This window comes from Bradyrhizobium sp. YCK136, assembly GCF_044570075.1.
GTDB classification, from domain to species: Bacteria; Pseudomonadota; Alphaproteobacteria; order Rhizobiales; family Xanthobacteraceae; genus Bradyrhizobium; species Bradyrhizobium diazoefficiens.
In genome coordinates this window covers 2,795,365-2,811,126 of record NZ_CP172424.1, presented here as the reverse complement: position 1 = coordinate 2,811,126, position 15,762 = coordinate 2,795,365, and the positions used below count along the sequence as shown (strand labels likewise).

Here is a 15,762-nt window from a genome sequence, read left to right as displayed (position 1 = left end):
CGCAGCCACCAATATCCGTAATATCCGCTAATGGGATGGTCCGGCCGTGCTCCTGCCCCGCCAGCGATAAGCTGGCCAGGGGCGCCAAGACAAGGAGCACGCCATGTCCCAGACACCCAGTACCGCGATCGCCGTGATCGGCATCGATATCGGCAAAAACTCGTTCCACGTCGTGGGCCACGATACGCGCGGCGCCGTCGTGCTGCGGCAAAAGTGGTCGCGTGGCCAGGTCGAGGCGCGGCTCGCCAATATGCCGCCTTGCCTGATCGGCATGGAAGCCTGCGTCGGCGCACATCATTTGAGCCGCAAACTCGCATCGTTAGGTCACGATGCCAGGTTGATGCCGGCCAAATATGTCCGCCCTTATAGCAAAGGACCGAAGAACGACTTCAATGACGCCGAAGCGATTGCCGAAGCCGTGCAGCGCCCGACGATGAAGTTCGTGGCGACCAAGACCGCGGAGCAACTGGATCTGCAGGCGCTGCATCGGGTGCGCGAGCGGCTGGTGTCGCAACGCACCGGCATCATCAACCAGATTCGCGCCTTCATGCTGGAACGCGGGATCGCGGTGCGCCAGGGTATCGGCTTCCTGCGCACAGAACTGCCCACCATCCTTGCGACGCGCACCGATGCCCTGTCGCCACGCATGTTGTGTGTCATCGAGGAGTTGGCAGGCGACTGGCGTCGGCTGGATCAGCGCATCGATAGGCTCTCCGGCGAGATCGAAGCACTGGCCCGTCAAGATCAGGCATGTTCGCGCCTGATGACGGTGCCTGGCATCGGGCCGATCATTTCGAGCGCCATGGTGGCCGCGATCGGCACTGGAGACGTCTTCTCCAAAGGCCGTGACTTCGGCGCCTGGCTCGGGCTGGTGCCCAAGCAGATCTCGACGGGAGACCGCACGATCCTCGGCAAAATCTCAAGGCGCGGCAATCGCTACCTCCGCGTTCTGTTCGTCCAGGCGGCATGGGTGGTGCTGGTCAGGATCAAGAACTGGGAACGTTACGGACTCAGATCCTGGATCGAAGCCGCCAAGAAGCGATTGCACCACAACGTGCTGGCGATCGCACTCGCCAACAAGCTTGCCCGCATCGCCTGGGCGGTGCTGGCTAAAGGACGCGCCTTCGAGCTGACAAGGACCAACGATGCAGGCGTCCGACCCGCTTGATCGTCGCGCCGTGCTCGGCGCGGTCAAGGCGCGGCCTGGCAACGCCGGAGCCAGCCGCAAGCAAAGCGCAACGGCCGGCCTTGACCGCCCGTGCGCGCGACGCGACGCACGTCCTGCGGGCCGGGACGAAGGAACGGCCCCTGGCTCGAACACAGGAACTGCGAGGTAGGAGGAGCAAGCGATGACGTAACCCCATCAACAGGTTCCAGCCGAGGTCTGCGAGAGGATGAGACGAGATGGAGGTTCGGTCTTCCCGGCGCATGCGAACACTGGTGACCCAAATGGCCCAATCGAGGCCTGTCCGCTAATGAGAACGCACGCGCGCTGATATCCATGATGGCCCGGAGAAAATGCTCCAATCAAAGGCCGGATACATTGATGCAAGACCACACCACCTGATCGACGAACCTCTTGCTACGCACGGCCGGACCATACATGTGGGTCAAAAGCTGGCGTCGCAGTCGCAGCGGCCAAGTCCGCAAGTGTGAGAAGCGGCCACGCGGGGCTCTCGAGAGCGGTCGATGGACGTGTGCTAGATGGTGAGAACCTTGGTCATGCACCAGAACGGAACATCGGTTTGCCCGTGCTCACCGGCAACCTGCTCCATTATGTCCGCTTTGTAATGCCAGCCCATGCGCTCGTAGAAGCGGCGCGCACGTTCATTGCCGACGACACAGTGCAGTTCTGCCTCGGCAACGCCTCCCCTGGCCATCTCAATTTCAGCGGCTGTCAGCAGACTTGACGCAACGCGCGTCCCTCGATGTGGCATCGCCACAAAAAGTTGGCCCAAAAGCTGGCCTCTCCACGCCGAAAACGCCACGACCTCTTCGTTCAACTCCGTTACCAAAGTCGAATGCAGGAGTGCCGTCATCCTTTCCAGGAAAAATTCCATGGACCGACGGATAATTTCTGCGTGGGGCATGAAGGGAGCCTGGGTCTCGTGCCAAACCGCGTGATAGAGAGCGGCCACCCGAGAGATATCTGACGCGTGGGCACGACGGATCATCGCGCTTTCTCCGGTAAGCCGAAGGACGGGTAGAGCGCAGCGAAACCCATCATCCGCTGCATGTGACCGAGCACGCCGCTATCGTCTTCATCGGGTGGGACCGAGCGATGGGTTTCGCAAATGCTCTACCCATCCTACGCGCTGTGGCAATCCTGACATCATGCCAGTGTTTTGCCCGACGGAGCAAACTCTATTTAAATGCAGCAAATCGGATTTGGCGGAATGACAAGGCGGAACATCCGCCCGTCGGCCACCATGTGCGCGAAGGGCCCCAAGAGGCGAGATCCGAAACCGTCAACGATCGCGCTCTCACTGCCTCTGGATGATGTTGGCCGAGCTGGTTGGCTGCGGTGGCGACGCTTCCTGGACCTGCGCAAGGTAGGCCTTGTCGTAATACTCCAGGGCGAGGATATGCATGGCCCTCGCTTTTTCCGGGTCGGATTCTGCTAGAGCCATCCGGGACGCGATTTCGGCTTGCTTCAAATAGTACTCGGCGGTCGGCACGATGGTTTCCCCCAACGACGCCACCTAACGCACAGAATTGCAACTTGTTCCCGGGATGAATTCAAATTTCCGAGGCGGGCTTACCTATTCTGCTCGGGGTCAAGAGCTGGCGTCGCAGTCGCAACGGCTGAAGTCCGCAAGGGCGAGAAGCGGCCATGCGGGGCTCGCTGGAAAATGCCCGATGCTGCCATCATGCCAGTGATTTGCCCGACGGAGCAAACTTTATTCAAATGCAGCAAATCGGATTTGGCGGAATGAAATCTGTTCGCGTCAGGCTGGGACATGCCCTCCCAGGAGGGCGCAACCGGAAAGGTTTTCGGAGAGATCGCCGATGTACTACGTCGCCGCCGCACTGCTGGGGTTATCGGGACTGTTCTATTCCGCGAGCCATCACGAGCTCGGCCAGTTCGGCGCGGACGTGTGCCGCTACGGCGGCACGTTCTGCGACAATCCGGTGGTCGTCTTCACCGGCGCGGCGCTGGCCGCGGTCTGGGGCATGTTCGTCAGCGTCAAGTAGCCGGACGCGGAGTTCACGTCTCGTTGTTCTCATGGCGCTCGCGCACGATGCTGTCGGCGACATGCCCTACCCTGCGAGCTCCTTGCGGACGGCCGCGGCCGAATTGCCGACCTTGTCGACGGCCTTTTGCAGCTCCTCCTTCGACACGCCGAGCGCATGGGTCCAGTATTTGACCTCGAAGGCCTCGTCCATGTTGATCTTGCTGCGGTCCGGCTGCTCGCGCTTCGTCAGATTGTCCATCGGACAATTCCTCGCTTCCTGAAAACGGGAAACGTCGTCATCGGCGCGCTGTTCCTAAATCCGGCCGTTCGCCGGCGGCGTCTGTCAGGCCGGCGGCTTACGCCTCCGGCTTGCCGGGTCGCGCAGCGGCCGCTTCCTTGACGAGGGCCGAGATCGAATTGCCAGACTTGCGAAGGGCGTCGGCGAACTGATCGGGCGACAGCTTGAGGCGCTTGCGCAGGGTCTTCACCTGCACCTTGTCGCTCAAGTCGAGCGCATTGCGAAGATTGGCCGGCTTGAGCCTGTTCATGAGTGTCTCTGCTGGTGAGGGGTGAGGCCGAACCGCGACAAGGCGGGCTTGACGCCGCCGTCGCCGCGATGGTGACTGTCCCGCTCCTTGCGAAGATTCCGTCGCCGCGGAGACAACATGCGCGATGAAGCGACGTTCCTCCGCATCCGGAATTATCGCTCAGGAGGGGATAAACACCTCGCTGGTGTCCATGCGCACGTTGCGGACGGCGCGACAGGCCTCAATGCTCGCCCGATCGCCCGCCGGCATGAAGCTCAGCAACAGCGAGCGCCGCCGCGCGCCGGAGCGGTTGCAGGTCGCCCCATGCGGCAGATCGGCGTCGAACACCAGGATGTCCCCCGCCTCGCCGGCCGTGACGAGCGACAGGGTCTCGTCGGACGCGCCGCGGTCGAGATGACGCGGGACCACGCGCGTTGAGCCATTGTCCGGCCCGTAAGCGTCGAGGAAGACCAGGGCGGCGACGGCCTTCATGCCGGCGCCATCGCGATGCAGGGGCTGGTGGCCGCCGCCCGGAAGCGGCTCGCGGCCCTCGACCTGGGAGAGGAAGAAGGGACCGCCCAGCATCTGCGCCCCCGCCGCCAGCAGCGGCGGCAGGCGGCAGGTCCGCTCACCATCGGATCGAGATCGACAAGGGCGTGGCGCCAGCCGGCGCCCCGGGGGGCCGCCCACTGGTCGCCGGTGCCCACGCCGGAATCGAAAGCCGCGCGCAGCGCATCGCGCCACGCCGCGGGGACTGCGCCGCGCAGCAGGAGATAACCGTCACGGTCGAGAGCCGCAGCCTGCTCAGGCTTCAGGGGATCGACCTTCGTGGGTGCCGGATCACGGTTCATGGCGCTCCCTACAACCTCAACGTGCCGTTCGCAAGGGCTGGCAGCATCGGCTTCAGCAGACGCACGACGCTCATTGTGCAGGAACTTTGCGGCCATGAACGCGCTTAAGATCAGGATTCGCAATTCCGGAAGGTCCGCCCTGAAACACCGCCCCGCCAAGCACGACCGCGCCGACGCACCGACGAAGTCCGAGCCGACGCTGCTGCAACGACTGGGTCCCGGCCTCGTCACCGGGGCGGCGGACGACGATCCATCCGGCATCGCCACCTATTCGCAGGCCGGCGCGCAATTCGGCTACGGGCTGCTCTGGACGGTGTTTCTGACCACGCCGTTCATGATCGCCATTCAACTCGTTAGCGCGCAGATCGGCCGGGTCACCGGAAAAGGGCTTGCCGCCAACGTAATGCGGATCGCGCCGCGCTGGGCGGTGCTGGCGCTCGTCGCCATGCTCGTCGCCGCGAACACGTTCAACATCGCCGCCGACATCGCCGCGATGGCCGAGGCGCTCTCGCTCGTCATCGGCGGTCTCAACCACGAGCACGCGCTGATCTTCGCGGCGGGCTCGACCCTGCTCCAGGTGTTCCTGCCCTATCGCCGCTATTCGCCGGTGCTGAAATTCCTCACCCTGGCGCTGTTCGCCTATGTCGCGACCGCCTTCACCGTGGAGATCCCGTGGAGCACCGCGCTGCTCGCCGCGGTGTGGCCGAAGGCGAATGTCAGCGCCGACTATTTCATGATGGTGGTCGCCGTGCTCGGCACCACCATCAGCCCCTATCTGTTCTTCTGGCAGGCCTCGCAAGAGGTCGAGGAGATGAACCAGGGCAAGCGCGACCAGCCGCTGCGCGAGGAGACGCGGCGCGGCGGCGCCCCTGAAATCGCGCGCATCAAGGCCGACACCACGTTCGGCATGCTGCTGTCGAACGGCATCGCCTTCTTCATCATCCTGACCACGGCCGCCGTGCTGAACGCCAACGGCGTCACCCACATCAATTCGGCGACGGAAGCGGCCGAAGCGCTGCGGCCGCTCGCCGGCGACTTCACCTTCGCTTTGTTCGCGCTCGGCATCATCGGCACGGGCCTGCTCGCGATCCCGGTGCTGGCGGGGTCGGCGGCTTACGGTGTCGCGGAAATCTTCGGCTGGCGTGCCACGCTCGAGGCAAAGCCCGACGAGGCCGCCGGCTTCTACACCATCATCGCGGCCGCGACCGCGATCGGCTTCGGCCTCGGCTTCACCGGGATCGACTCGATCCACATGCTGGTCTGGAGCGCCGTGCTCAACGGCATCGTCGCCGTTCCGATCATGGCGATGATGATGCTGATCGTCTCGAGCCGCGCGATCATGGGCCGTTTCAGGGCCCGGACGTGGCTGGTCGCGCTGGGCTGGCTCGGCACCGCGCTGATGGCGCTGGCAGTCCTCGCTCTGCTCGGCTCGTCGGTGGTCGGCTGACTAACCTTGCGACAGTGCCGCCGAAACCTGCGATGCGATGATGAAGGCCGCAAACACGGCCGGCACGCTGATGAGCCGCAAGAACTGGTCTATCGAAAGCATCGCTGTCCCCCCCAGACAACTGCAAAGACGAAAGCGCCTTCGCTCGCCGCGCTACTTCACCCCTTGCGCAACGTGCTGATCGGCCGTCAGAAACTGATCGGAAATAGCGGCCCCGCTGATTGTGAGCAGCGCCAGAAGCGAGATCATGCCCAGAAATTTCATGGGTGGAGGGTCAGTCCCGATTGTGGCCAAAAACGTCAGCGCCCGGCGCATTTTCGCGACGATCCCCGGAAAGATCATGGCCGTCCCGCCGGATCCCACGGCATTTCCCCGCCAAAGAGGGGCGAGAGGCAGCCTCGGCCGCAGCGCTGCGGGCTTCACGCCGGTCCATGGTTGGCCTAACAGTTGCCGTCAGGACCGGGCCTTGCGACCTGCCACAAGAAAAACAAAGTCCCGCTGGGCGACAGGGAGCGACATGACCAAACCGTCAAAAGCAACAAGCCTTGAAATCCTTGCCTGCGATGCCGGCTGGAGAAACTACCACTTCGTCAAGCTGACGACCGACGACGGCATCGTCGGCTGGAGCGAGTTCGATGAAGGCTTTGGCTCACCGGGCGTCGGCGCGGCGATCCAGCGCCTGTCCACCCGCATCATCGGGCAGAATATCTTCCAGCATGAGCGCATCTACGCCGAGCTGTTCGCCGCCACGCGCCCCGCCGCTGGCGGCGTGGTGGCGCAAGCGCTCGGGGCGATCGAGAACGCCCTGCTCGATGCCAAGGCGAAGTGCCTCGGTGTACCCTGCTATGAGCTGCTCGGCGGCAAGATCCGCGACCGTGTCCGGGTCTACTGGTCGCATTGCGCGACGTGGCGGATCAATCATCCGTCCTGGTACAAGCCGCCGATCGAAAGCCTCGACGGCGTCAAGGCGATGGGCCGCGAGGTGCGCGAGACGAAGTTCACCGCGCTCAAGACCAACATCTTCTCCTACGACGACGGCAAGCCGACCGGCTGGCGGCCCGGCTTCGGCTCACCTTTCGAGCCCGAGATCAACGTGGACCGCAAGATCCTGCGCGACCTGCGCATGCATCTGGAAGCGATCCGCGACGGCGCGGGCCCCGACGTCGACATCCTGCTCGACTGCAATTTTAACGCCAAGACCGAGGGTTACCTGAAGATCCTGCGCACCATCGCGGACCTCGACATGTTCTGGATCGAGATCGACAGTTTCAATCCGGAAGCGCTCGGCTACATCCGCAGGCAGAGCCCGCATCCGATCTCGTCCTGCGAGACGCTGCTGGGCCTGCGCGAATTCCTGCCCTATTTCCATGAGCAGGCGATGGACGTCGCGATCATCGACACGCCCTGGAACGGCGTCTGGCAATCGATGAAGATCGCATCAGCCGCGGAAGCGTTCGAGGTCAACGTCGCGCCGCATAATTTCTATGGCCATCTCTGCTCGATGATGAACGCGCATTTCTGCGCGGCCGTTCCGAACCTGCGGATCATGGAGATCGACATCGATCGCCTGTCCTGGGACCGCGAGCTGTTCACGCATGAGCCGGAAATCGAGGACGGCCATCTGATCATTCCGGACCGGCCCGGCTGGGGCACCGAGCCGAACGAAGAAGCGCTGCGCGCGCATCCGCCGAAGATGAGCGGCGGGCTCCTCAACTACGGTCGCAAGAGCTGACGGGGACTACGGCGTCACCGGATTGACGGTCGGGGACGTCTTCGGCCCCGGCCGCTCCGGCTCGACCGGCGATTTCGGTTCGGTGGGAAGCACCTTGGCGCCGGCGGCGTGTGCAGCCTCGCCCGTGGTTGCATACATCGCGACATGGGCCGGCTGCGTCTTGGCCCGGCTCCACGGCCCATGATCCACGACCAGCATCGCAGCAATCGTCAAGGCGGCCACGATCAACGCGATCACGCCGGGATGGCGAAGCGCCTTGGACATGGAGTTAGCGAAGCGATCAGCTGCCATCGAAGGATCCGTGCTTTTTCCCCTCGCAGGTTAATTCAATGACGTCCCGCGAGTTCCGCCTTCGCCGAAGCAAGTTCCAAGCCAACGCAGGGAACCTCGTCCCCCGCGCGCGTTCACTTTTTGACGTCGGGCCGCGCATCGCCGACAAACCTGTCGCGGTTCGGCATCTTCACGGCCGCAAGCGATTTCGCATCGAGCGTCGCGTCCGCTCCCACCAGCCCGTTCAGGTTCAGGACATAGGCCGATACCGCATAGACATCCTCATCGCTCAGCGATTGCGGCGCGTTTTGCGGCATGGCGCGACGGATATAATCGAACAGCGTCGGCGTATAAGGCCAATAGCTGCCGACGGTGCGAATGGGCCTAGCTGTTCCGATCGTACCTTGCCCGCCGGCGAGCCGATCACCCAAGCCGCCCTCGCCTTTTTCGCCGTGACACGAGGCGCATTGTTGAGCGAACACTTCACGGCCACGGCTGACTGAACCACTCCCGTTCGGCAGATTGCTGCCGTCGCGCCCGATATCGATATTCCAACCCGCGATCTCGGCGGACGTCGCCGGCCGACCGATGCCATAAGGGCTTTGCGCCTGCGCAACGCTCCCAAAGGTGCACAGCATGATTGCTAATGCGATGCCGCAAATCTCACGCCAGCGCATTGGTCACCTCGCCGTCCGCCGCGATGAGCCAGGGCCAGATCGCATTGTTGTGGTAGAAATAATTCTCGCCGCGCACTGCGAGCAGTTCGGCCAGCGTCGGCTGCACATAGCCGGTCTCGTCAATGGCGCGGCTCTGGATCACCGCGGGCTTGCCGTCCCATTGCCACGGCAAACGGAAGCGTGTCAGCGCACGCGTCAGCACCGGCGCTTGCAATCGCGCGTCCTGCCAGCTCCTCCCGTCGTCGACGGACACCTCGACGCGGGCGATCTTGCCGTGCCCGCTCCAGGCGATGCCGGTGACCTCGTGGAAGCCGGGCGCGCTCAGACGCTGACCGCCGGAGGGACGGGTGATGATCGACTTCGCTTCCATGTAGAAGGAGAACTCCCGCGCCGTGCCGTCGGGCAGGAGATCGGTGTATTTCGAAGTCTCCTCACGCGAATACACGGGCTCGGCAGTCACATGCAGGCGGCGCAGCCATTTCACGCTCATGTTGCCTTCGAAGCCAGGCAGGAACAATCGCAGCGGATACCCTTGCTGCGGTCGCAGCCGCTCGCCGTTCTGACTGTAGACCAGCATGGCGTCCTCGAGGCATTTCTCGATCGGAATGCTGCGCGTCAGCGCGGCCGCGTCGGCCCCCTCGGCAACCACCCATTTGGCCTCCGGCTTCAACCCCGCCTCCTGAAGCACCAGCTTCAGGCTGACGCCGGTCCATTCCGCGCAGCTCACCAGGCCGACGAGATCCGATGCCGTCTTGCCATACGGCTTGGTGTAACCGGGATTGCCGGAGCATTCGAGAAAGTGGATGCGCGACTCTGACGGGAAGCGCCGCAGATCGTCGATGGTGAAGATCAGGGGCCGTTCGACAAGGCCGTGGAGCATCAACCGGTGCTGCGCCGGATCGATGGTCGGGACGCCGCCATGATGCCGCTCATAGAACAGCCCGTTCGGCGTAATGATGCCGTCGAGCTCCTGCAAGGGCGTCCGGCTGGACGCCGAGATGTATTGCTTGAGAGCCTTCGAGATGTTCTTGACGACGCCCTTCTCGAAGGGCGATGGCGCACCATAGAGCTGACCTCCCGTCGGCTCGCCCGGTGCCTTCATCCAATCGGGAACATTGGGCGGAAGATTGTCGGTCTCCGCAGCAGCAGTGCTTGTGCCGAGAACGGCACCGCCGACCGCGGCCGAGCCGGCAGTCAGGAAGCGACGACGAGTGGTCGTCACGGGATCATCGTCGGCATGTGTCGTGCTGCTCATTGCGGGCCCCCGGCTGGCGCTGAGACCGCATCAAACATTCTGACGACGGCATTTGCAATTCGCAGCTATTTCAAAAGCAGGCGATTTCGATCAGCGTTGATCTAAATCGCCCGGCAACAACAGCAGTTCCTTTCCTTGCAGCGCACAATCGCCGGCCGCCCGATTCACTCGCCCGGCGCGATCGCATTGCTTGGCGTCGGCCGGTCGGTGATCTGCTGCCCGAACAGGCTGCCGATCAGCTCGACCGCGGTCCGCGCGGTTCGACCACGTTCGTCCAGGAATGGATTGAGCTCAACGATGTCGACCGACCCCACCACGCCGGAATCGTGCAGCAGCTCCATGATCAGATGTGCCTCGCGATAGGTCGCTCCGCCCGGCACCGTGGTTCCGACCCCGGGCGCCACGCATGGATCGAGGAAATCGACATCGAAGCTGACATGCAGCACGCCATTGCTCGCCTTGACCCGCTCGATCACACGGCGGATCAGCACGGCGACGCCGAACTCGTCGATCTGGCGCATGTCGACAACCCTGATCCGGCGTGCGCGCATCAGCTCCTTTTCGAGCTTGTCGATTGACCGCGCGCCGAACAGATCGAGCCTGTCAGGATCGATCGACGCACGCGGGTCATCGCCGAGCAGGCCATCGAGGCCCGGCTCGCCACACAGAAACGCGGCCGACATGCCATGCATGTTCGCCGTGATCGTCGTCTCCGGCGTATTGTAGTCGGCATGCGCATCGAGCCAGAGCACGAACAGCTCGCGTCCGCGCTCCTGCCAATGGCGCGCCATGGCATTGACCGAGCCCATCGACAGCGTGTGATCGCCGCCAAGGAAGATCGGGAGCGCACCGGTTTTCGCGATCTCGTAGCCTCTGCGGCTCAGCACGCGTGTCCAGCGCTGGATTTCGCGGTAATGATTGGCTTTTTCGGGCGGCCTGTCTGCGAGGTCCCTGACCTCGGCCGCCGTGAGATCGCCGTAATCGACGACCTCGAAGTCCAGGCTCTCGAGCAGCGTCGCAAGGCCGGCGGTGCGCAGCGCCGCCGGGCCCATCAGGGTGCCGCGCTGCGAGGCCCCCATGTCGATGGGCGCGCCGAGCAAGGCGATGCGCCGGGCTCGATCCGGCATGGTCCGATCGGTCACGGCAGTCTCCTGACATCCACAAGATCGTGCCAGCCTAACAGAGATTCGTACCCGTCGTTTCACGGGTATTTCCCGGTGAAAAGACGCCGAGCGAGAAGCCGTCCCGGAACAAAATCCCGCGCGCCGCATTTCCCCTGCAAGGCCGGCACCCGCCGTACATTACGGCGCCTGTCGCGGATAGCCAAAGGTCTTCGGACCCGCTGTTCAAAACGAGCGCTCGCGCGGATAGCCAAAGGTGCCGGCCTCATTCCCTTCGTCAGGAGCGGAGTTTACGAATTTGAGCACCGAAATTCCGCAGCCCCCGTCCCAACCCGGCATGGCCGAGCGTGCCATCGACGCCGCGGCCGACGTCTCCCAAACGCTCGGCGAGGTCGCGGGAGGCTTGCGCGCCGCTGTCGACCGCTTGGCGCATGTCATCGACGAAGCTAGAAAGCCGGGTAAACCGCTCGCAACGGTCGCCGCGATCACACGTGAAGCGCCGCTCGCGAGCCTGTTCGTCGCCTTCCTGTTCGGCGTTGCCATCGCCCGCCGGCGTTAGCAATGAAGCTCGCGTGACGTGGGTCAGCTAGGCCGCGGTGACGGATCGGGACTGCGTCAGGAACTGCCGTTCGAAGGCATCCGCGGGCATCGGACGGCCGAAGAAATAGCCCTGCCCTTCCTCGCATCCCATGCTGATGAGGAAATCGGCTGTAGCCCGGTTCTCGATACCCTCGGCCACGACGGTGAGCCCGAGCTGCTTGCTGAGACCGATGGTCGAACCGACGATCGCGGCATCGTCGGAATCGGCGAGCAGATCTAGCACAAACGACCGGTCGATCTTGAGGCCGTCGAGCGGAAATTTCTTAAGATAACTGAGGCTCGCGTAGCCGGTGCCGAAATCGTCGAACAGGACGCGGACGCCGAGCTCCTGGATCCGCTTGAACATGTCGAGCACGCGGCCCTCGTCATGGAGCAGGATATCTTCGGTGACTTCGAGCTCGAGCAGCGCCGGCGTCAGCCCTGTCCCTTCGAGCAAGGCCGCAGCCGCATGCGCGAGATCGCCGGATTGCAGCTGCGACGGCGAGAGGTTGATCGCGATGCGCACGCTGTTGCCGGACAATTCCCAAGCACGCGCCTGCCGGCAGGCCGTCTCCATCACCCAGTTCGCGATCCGCTCGGACAGCGCTGAAGTATTGACCACCGGCATGAACTCCCCGGGGGAGACGTAGCCGCGCACGGGATGCCGCCAACGGATGAGCGCTTCGGCCCCGACCAGGCCGCCGTCGACCAGACGAACCTGCGGCTGGTAGAACAGTTCGAATTCGCCGCGATCCGCGGCAAGCGCCAGTTCGCTCTCAAGCGTCAGACGGTTCTGCAATTCCTGCCTGATCGCACTCTCGAAGATCACGTGGCTGCCGCGTCGCGTCGCCTTGGCGCGGCTCAGCGCGAGATGGCCGTTGCTCAGGAGGTCGTCCGCGTTGTGTCCACCGTCGGGATAGACGGCAACGCCGATGCTGATCCGGACTCGGTGCTGCCGTGTGCCCGTTACAAGCGGCGCTTCGAACGCGCGCGCGATCCGCTCGGCGAACGCCACAATCGGCTCGCCAGCCTCCGCACAATCAAGTGCGATGGCGAATTCGTCGCCGCTGAGCCGGGCGACCGCCGCCTTACCAGCGATTTCGGTCCGGAACCGCTCGGCGACGGCCTGCAGCACGAGGTCGCCGGCCGAATGTCCAAGCATGTTGTTGATCTGCTGGAAGCCGTCGAGCCCCAGCACGAGCAGTGCGACGTCGGAAGACCGCCGCTCCGCCGCGGCGATCAGACCGGTAAGGCCGGCATGCAGCATGTTCCGGTTGGCAAGACCCGTCAGCGCGTCGTGTTCGGCGAGATATCTGACGCGTTCGACCTCGCGCTTGCGGACCGAGATGTCGCGCAGGATCGCTCCATCCTGGAAACCGTCCGTTCCCTGCCAGCCCGAGAAGCTCGCTTCGACGGGGAAGGTTTCACCGTTCTTGCGCCGGCCCTCGAACTCGACGACGACCGCCCCGCCGGGCACGAGGAGCGCCTGGCGTGCGGCATCGCGCATGGACGGCCTTGCGTCGCCGTCCGTCGGCACGGCGCACAGCGTGTCGAACGGGCGGCCGATGATCTCGGCCGGCATGTAGCCGAAGATCACGCTCGCGCCGGGATTCCAGACCGTGATCCGGTGATCCTCGTCGGTGCAGACGAGACCGTCGCCGAGCGACATGGCGATGCGATGAAAGCGGCTCTCGGCGATGCGTCCCAGGAGACCGCGGAAATCGATCTCGTCCAGCGCGATCGCCGTCAGATAAGCGATGATCGCGATGTGGAATAGCGATGTGTCGACGACGAAGGGCCATCTTGCCTGCACGAGGGCCGCGGTCAGCTCGACCGCCGCTCCGGCCGCGATGAGAACCGCAACGCGATATCCCGATGCGAAGCGGCGCCACGAATACATCATGAGCAGGCAGATCACACCCAGGCCGAGGATCATGCCGGCATCGGACGTCCAGCGCAGCATCCGGTGCTGGAGGATCGATTCCGCCGCCAGCGCCTGGAGGACGGGCCCCGAGACGATGCCGCCATTCGGAACGCTGAACCGGTCGCCCAGCTCGAGCGCGGTCGCACCGACGATGATCTTCTTGTCTCTGAGCTTGTCGAGTGTCGCGGTATCGCCATGCAGCACGTCGACAAAGGAGACACGCGGAATGGAGGCCGCCCAAATACTGAAGTCGATCAGGAAGGAGGATCGCCGATTGGCGTCCTGCCCAGCCAGCACGATGGCCATCGACGGCATAAAGGCGTCGCCGAGCCTCTCGCCGACCGGATAACGGCGAACGAGCCCGTCGGATTCGACCGCGACATTGACGACGGCCGGCCACGACTGGTTGCTGAACGACTTCAGGGGGCGATTGACGTGAGCTGGGCCACCATTCGGCGCCGGCTGCTTGAAGGACGGCAGGATCGTCGAGCCGCCGACCTCCCGAAGCGCCTTGACGAACGCCTCGTCGGAGGCCGGCTCCGAGGGCGTGCTGAAATCGACATCGAAAGCCACCTCCTGCGCGCCGGCGCTTTCGAGTTTGTGCAACAGCTCTGCGTGGAGCCGGCGCGGCCAGGGCCACACCCCGATCTGGTCGATCGAGGGCGCGTCGATGGACACCACGACGACATTGCCGCTTGCGGCACGCGATTGCCAGGCAAACCGCAGATCGGTGAGCGCATTGCGCAGCGCGCCATGCCATCCCGTGGACAGCACGACCGCCAGCGCGATCACGACAAGAATATGCGGCCGATGGCGTTTCACTTTGTTCCCCTGCACCGGCGGTACCTGCCGCCAGGCGCTCCCCTATGCCGACGACACGGTCCTAGTGATGGCCCCTGCCCCAATACCAACCGTAGTGGTGGCCATGACTGCCGTCACCGTTGTTGCCGTTATTCCCGTTCCCGCTGTTCCCGTTGCCGTTGTTGCCATTATTGCCGGTGCCACCGCTTCCATTGCTGGTCGCGCCAGTCCCGTTGCTTCTGCTCCCAGAGCTTCCTCCGGACACATCGCCGGTCGACCCGGCAGTGGTCGCAACGGTCGTCGTCGCACTTGACGACGAAGATGTGGCACTGGCCGCAGATACACTGCTGCTGACGGTGACCGCCGTTACGGTGGAGCTGTTGGCGGCTGTGGTCGTGGTGCTCGCCTTCGTGTCGCTCCAGACTGTCTCGGTACCGGTGCTGGCGTTGGCGTTGCGCACGTGCCCCGGCGCAATTGCGCCGTGGGCGAGCCCATGCGTGACCTTGTGGACGTTCAGCTTGACCTCGCCGAGCGAGCTGGAGATGCGCACGACGCCGCCTTTGGGCGCCTGCGCTCCGGCCGCCTGATGCGATTGCATTGGCGCACCGACTGCCTTGGTCCCCTTGTCGATTGGGCCGAGCGCGTGGATCGCATAGCCGCTCGCCGCGTTGCGCGGCGCCGTCAATCCCGATTTCGGCACAGGAATTCGCTCGATCGTCGAGGCGCGCGGCTTGCCATGTTCGATCGGATTGAACGTCCCCGCGCCGCTCAGGCTGAGGCCGGGCTTGCCATGCTCAAAGGCCGTGGCCGCTTGTCCGGGCATGACCTGAGCGATCTGTCCCGTCTTGAAGTCTGAGACTTCGACCTGGCCGCGGAGCACGCCGACCCTGGTGCTGCCCGCATTCACGGTGACGCTGAACTGCGTTCCCTTGACCACGGCGGCGAGGTAGGGCGTCTCGACCTCGAAATGCTTGACGTTACGCTTCTCCACCTCGAGCAGGATCGAACCTGACTGCTGGATGATCGTGGTCGAGAGACCTTCCTTCTTCTCGGCCGGCAAGCCGACCACCGAGTTGGGAGATATCAGTATCGTTTCCTCGCCGCGGACAAGCAGCACGCGTCCGGTACGTCCGGTGCGAATGGTATCGCCGGGCTTGAGCGCCTCCTGCTGATTCAACGACACCTGCTGAGCGCCGCTGGTGGCGACCCAGACCTCGCCGGCGGCTTTGCTGACCGACCAGACGCCATCCTCCGCCGCGAGTGCACCGGAAGCCATTCCCAGGATCAGCGCCGCCGCGAGGGCGCACCGCATTCCAATTCTGCCGAGCATCACGATCCTCAGTCCGCGTTACAGCCAGACCGGACGCGTACCCGAAATCACTCAAGAGAGAATTAGCCGGAA

General features: G+C 64.1%; 17 protein-coding genes. 5 read left to right on the top strand and 12 right to left on the bottom strand.

Translation table 11 applies throughout. The features are described from left to right. The first annotated feature begins 103 nt into the window (after nt 1–103). Nucleotides 104–1,168: an IS110-like element ISBj4 family transposase gene (locus ACFLEY_RS13210; RefSeq protein WP_039184009.1), complete on the top strand. Its 1,065-nt coding sequence runs from the start codon at nt 104–106 to the stop codon at nt 1,166–1,168. 532 nt (nt 1,169–1,700) lie between these two features. On the opposite strand, the gene ACFLEY_RS13205 is transcribed toward ACFLEY_RS13210, so the two are convergent. Both ACFLEY_RS13205 and ACFLEY_RS13200 read right to left on the bottom strand, forming a co-directional pair. Next, nucleotides 1,701–2,174 carry a GNAT family N-acetyltransferase gene (locus ACFLEY_RS13205; protein WP_171901112.1) on the bottom strand — a complete coding sequence of 158 codons (474 nt, stop codon included), beginning with the start codon at nt 2,172–2,174 and terminating at the stop codon, nt 1,701–1,703. 309 nt (nt 2,175–2,483) lie between these two features. After that, on the bottom strand, nt 2,484–2,678 hold the full coding sequence (locus tag ACFLEY_RS13200; protein WP_161534046.1) for a hypothetical protein: 195 nt from the start codon (nt 2,676–2,678) through the stop codon (nt 2,484–2,486). A 331-nt stretch (nt 2,679–3,009) separates the two neighbouring features. Between ACFLEY_RS13200 and ACFLEY_RS13195 the strand changes: the two genes are divergently transcribed. Then, nucleotides 3,010–3,195 carry a hypothetical protein gene (locus tag ACFLEY_RS13195; RefSeq protein WP_028174439.1) on the top strand — a complete coding sequence of 62 codons (186 nt, stop codon included), beginning with the start codon at nt 3,010–3,012 and terminating at the stop codon, nt 3,193–3,195. A gap of 66 nt (nt 3,196–3,261) precedes the next feature. Here the strand turns inward: ACFLEY_RS13195 and ACFLEY_RS13190 are convergent, their stop codons facing one another. The 3 genes from ACFLEY_RS13190 to ACFLEY_RS13180 form a co-directional block, all read right to left on the bottom strand. Next, nucleotides 3,262–3,435 (bottom strand): DUF3606 domain-containing protein, encoded by a 174-nt coding sequence (locus ACFLEY_RS13190; protein WP_011088855.1) that lies wholly within the window; start codon nt 3,433–3,435, stop codon nt 3,262–3,264. Between the two features lie 97 nt (nt 3,436–3,532). After that, on the bottom strand, nt 3,533–3,724 hold the full coding sequence (locus ACFLEY_RS13185) for a DUF3606 domain-containing protein (RefSeq protein WP_060908352.1): 192 nt from the start codon (nt 3,722–3,724) through the stop codon (nt 3,533–3,535). 159 nt (nt 3,725–3,883) lie between these two features. Further along, nucleotides 3,884–4,288 (bottom strand): phytanoyl-CoA dioxygenase family protein, encoded by a 405-nt coding sequence (locus ACFLEY_RS13180; protein WP_347341931.1) that lies wholly within the window; start codon nt 4,286–4,288, stop codon nt 3,884–3,886. A 360-nt stretch (nt 4,289–4,648) separates the two neighbouring features. On the opposite strand from ACFLEY_RS13180, the gene ACFLEY_RS13175 reads away from it, so the two are divergent. Further along, on the top strand, nt 4,649–6,001 hold the full coding sequence (locus ACFLEY_RS13175; RefSeq protein WP_082755304.1) for an NRAMP family divalent metal transporter: 1,353 nt from the start codon (nt 4,649–4,651) through the stop codon (nt 5,999–6,001). 153 nt (nt 6,002–6,154) lie between these two features. Here ACFLEY_RS13175 and ACFLEY_RS13170 read toward each other — a convergent pair whose 3' ends face one another. After that, on the bottom strand, nt 6,155–6,343 hold the full coding sequence (locus tag ACFLEY_RS13170; RefSeq protein WP_028174437.1) for a hypothetical protein: 189 nt from the start codon (nt 6,341–6,343) through the stop codon (nt 6,155–6,157). A gap of 175 nt (nt 6,344–6,518) precedes the next feature. Here ACFLEY_RS13170 and ACFLEY_RS13165 point away from each other — a divergent pair, with 175 nt between their 5' ends. Then, nucleotides 6,519–7,733, top strand: a complete 1,215-nt coding sequence (locus tag ACFLEY_RS13165) for a mandelate racemase/muconate lactonizing enzyme family protein (protein ID WP_060908353.1) — start codon at nt 6,519–6,521, stop codon at nt 7,731–7,733. Nucleotides 7,734–7,739: 6 nt separating this feature from the next. On the opposite strand, the gene ACFLEY_RS13160 is transcribed toward ACFLEY_RS13165, so the two are convergent. From ACFLEY_RS13160 to rocF, 4 genes are all read right to left on the bottom strand, one after another. After that, nucleotides 7,740–8,024 carry a hypothetical protein gene (locus ACFLEY_RS13160; protein ID WP_011088860.1) on the bottom strand — a complete coding sequence of 95 codons (285 nt, stop codon included), beginning with the start codon at nt 8,022–8,024 and terminating at the stop codon, nt 7,740–7,742. Nucleotides 8,025–8,137: 113 nt separating this feature from the next. Further along, the gene (locus ACFLEY_RS13155) at nt 8,138–8,680 is read right to left on the bottom strand and encodes a c-type cytochrome (protein ID WP_060908354.1); all 543 of its coding nucleotides are present in this window, start codon (nt 8,678–8,680) and stop codon (nt 8,138–8,140) included. Continuing rightward, nucleotides 8,667–9,935 carry a sulfite dehydrogenase gene (soxC, locus tag ACFLEY_RS13150; RefSeq protein ID WP_060908355.1) on the bottom strand — a complete coding sequence of 423 codons (1,269 nt, stop codon included), beginning with the start codon at nt 9,933–9,935 and terminating at the stop codon, nt 8,667–8,669. Before soxC ends, ACFLEY_RS13155 begins: the two co-directional genes overlap by 14 nt. Before the next feature lie 164 nt (nt 9,936–10,099). Continuing rightward, entirely contained in the window at nt 10,100–11,077 is a 978-nt protein-coding gene (rocF, locus tag ACFLEY_RS13145; RefSeq protein WP_028174433.1) for an arginase, read from the bottom strand. A 277-nt stretch (nt 11,078–11,354) separates the two neighbouring features. On the opposite strand from rocF, the gene ACFLEY_RS13140 reads away from it, so the two are divergent. Continuing rightward, complete coding sequence (locus tag ACFLEY_RS13140; protein WP_060908356.1) at nt 11,355–11,615, top strand: hypothetical protein; 261 nt, start codon at nt 11,355–11,357, stop codon at nt 11,613–11,615. Nucleotides 11,616–11,642: 27 nt separating this feature from the next. Here ACFLEY_RS13140 and ACFLEY_RS13135 read toward each other — a convergent pair whose 3' ends face one another. Further along, nucleotides 11,643–14,381 carry an EAL domain-containing protein gene (locus ACFLEY_RS13135; RefSeq protein WP_211433425.1) on the bottom strand — a complete coding sequence of 913 codons (2,739 nt, stop codon included), beginning with the start codon at nt 14,379–14,381 and terminating at the stop codon, nt 11,643–11,645. A gap of 61 nt (nt 14,382–14,442) precedes the next feature. Beyond that, nucleotides 14,443–15,690, bottom strand: a complete 1,248-nt coding sequence (locus ACFLEY_RS13130; protein WP_211433426.1) for a FecR domain-containing protein — start codon at nt 15,688–15,690, stop codon at nt 14,443–14,445. Nucleotides 15,691–15,762 lie beyond the last annotated feature (72 nt).

Coding starts and splice junctions, on each gene's coding strand:
- ACFLEY_RS13210 (WP_039184009.1), top strand. CDS start 104: ATGTCCCAGACACCCAGTACCGCGATCGCCGTGATCGGCATCGATATC.
- ACFLEY_RS13205 (WP_171901112.1), bottom strand. CDS start 2,174: ATGATCCGTCGTGCCCACGCGTCAGATATCTCTCGGGTGGCCGCTCTC.
- ACFLEY_RS13195 (WP_028174439.1), top strand. CDS start 3,010: ATGTACTACGTCGCCGCCGCACTGCTGGGGTTATCGGGACTGTTCTAT.
- ACFLEY_RS13190 (WP_011088855.1), bottom strand. CDS start 3,435: ATGGACAATCTGACGAAGCGCGAGCAGCCGGACCGCAGCAAGATCAAC.
- ACFLEY_RS13185 (WP_060908352.1), bottom strand. CDS start 3,724: ATGAACAGGCTCAAGCCGGCCAATCTTCGCAATGCGCTCGACTTGAGC.
- ACFLEY_RS13180 (WP_347341931.1), bottom strand. CDS start 4,288: ATGCTGGGCGGTCCCTTCTTCCTCTCCCAGGTCGAGGGCCGCGAGCCG.
- ACFLEY_RS13175 (WP_082755304.1), top strand. CDS start 4,649: ATGAACGCGCTTAAGATCAGGATTCGCAATTCCGGAAGGTCCGCCCTG.
- ACFLEY_RS13170 (WP_028174437.1), bottom strand. CDS start 6,343: ATGATCTTTCCGGGGATCGTCGCGAAAATGCGCCGGGCGCTGACGTTT.
- ACFLEY_RS13165 (WP_060908353.1), top strand. CDS start 6,519: ATGACCAAACCGTCAAAAGCAACAAGCCTTGAAATCCTTGCCTGCGAT.
- ACFLEY_RS13160 (WP_011088860.1), bottom strand. CDS start 8,024: ATGGCAGCTGATCGCTTCGCTAACTCCATGTCCAAGGCGCTTCGCCAT.
- ACFLEY_RS13155 (WP_060908354.1), bottom strand. CDS start 8,680: ATGCGCTGGCGTGAGATTTGCGGCATCGCATTAGCAATCATGCTGTGC.
- soxC (WP_060908355.1), bottom strand. CDS start 9,935: ATGAGCAGCACGACACATGCCGACGATGATCCCGTGACGACCACTCGT.
- ACFLEY_RS13130 (WP_211433426.1), bottom strand. CDS start 15,690: ATGCTCGGCAGAATTGGAATGCGGTGCGCCCTCGCGGCGGCGCTGATC.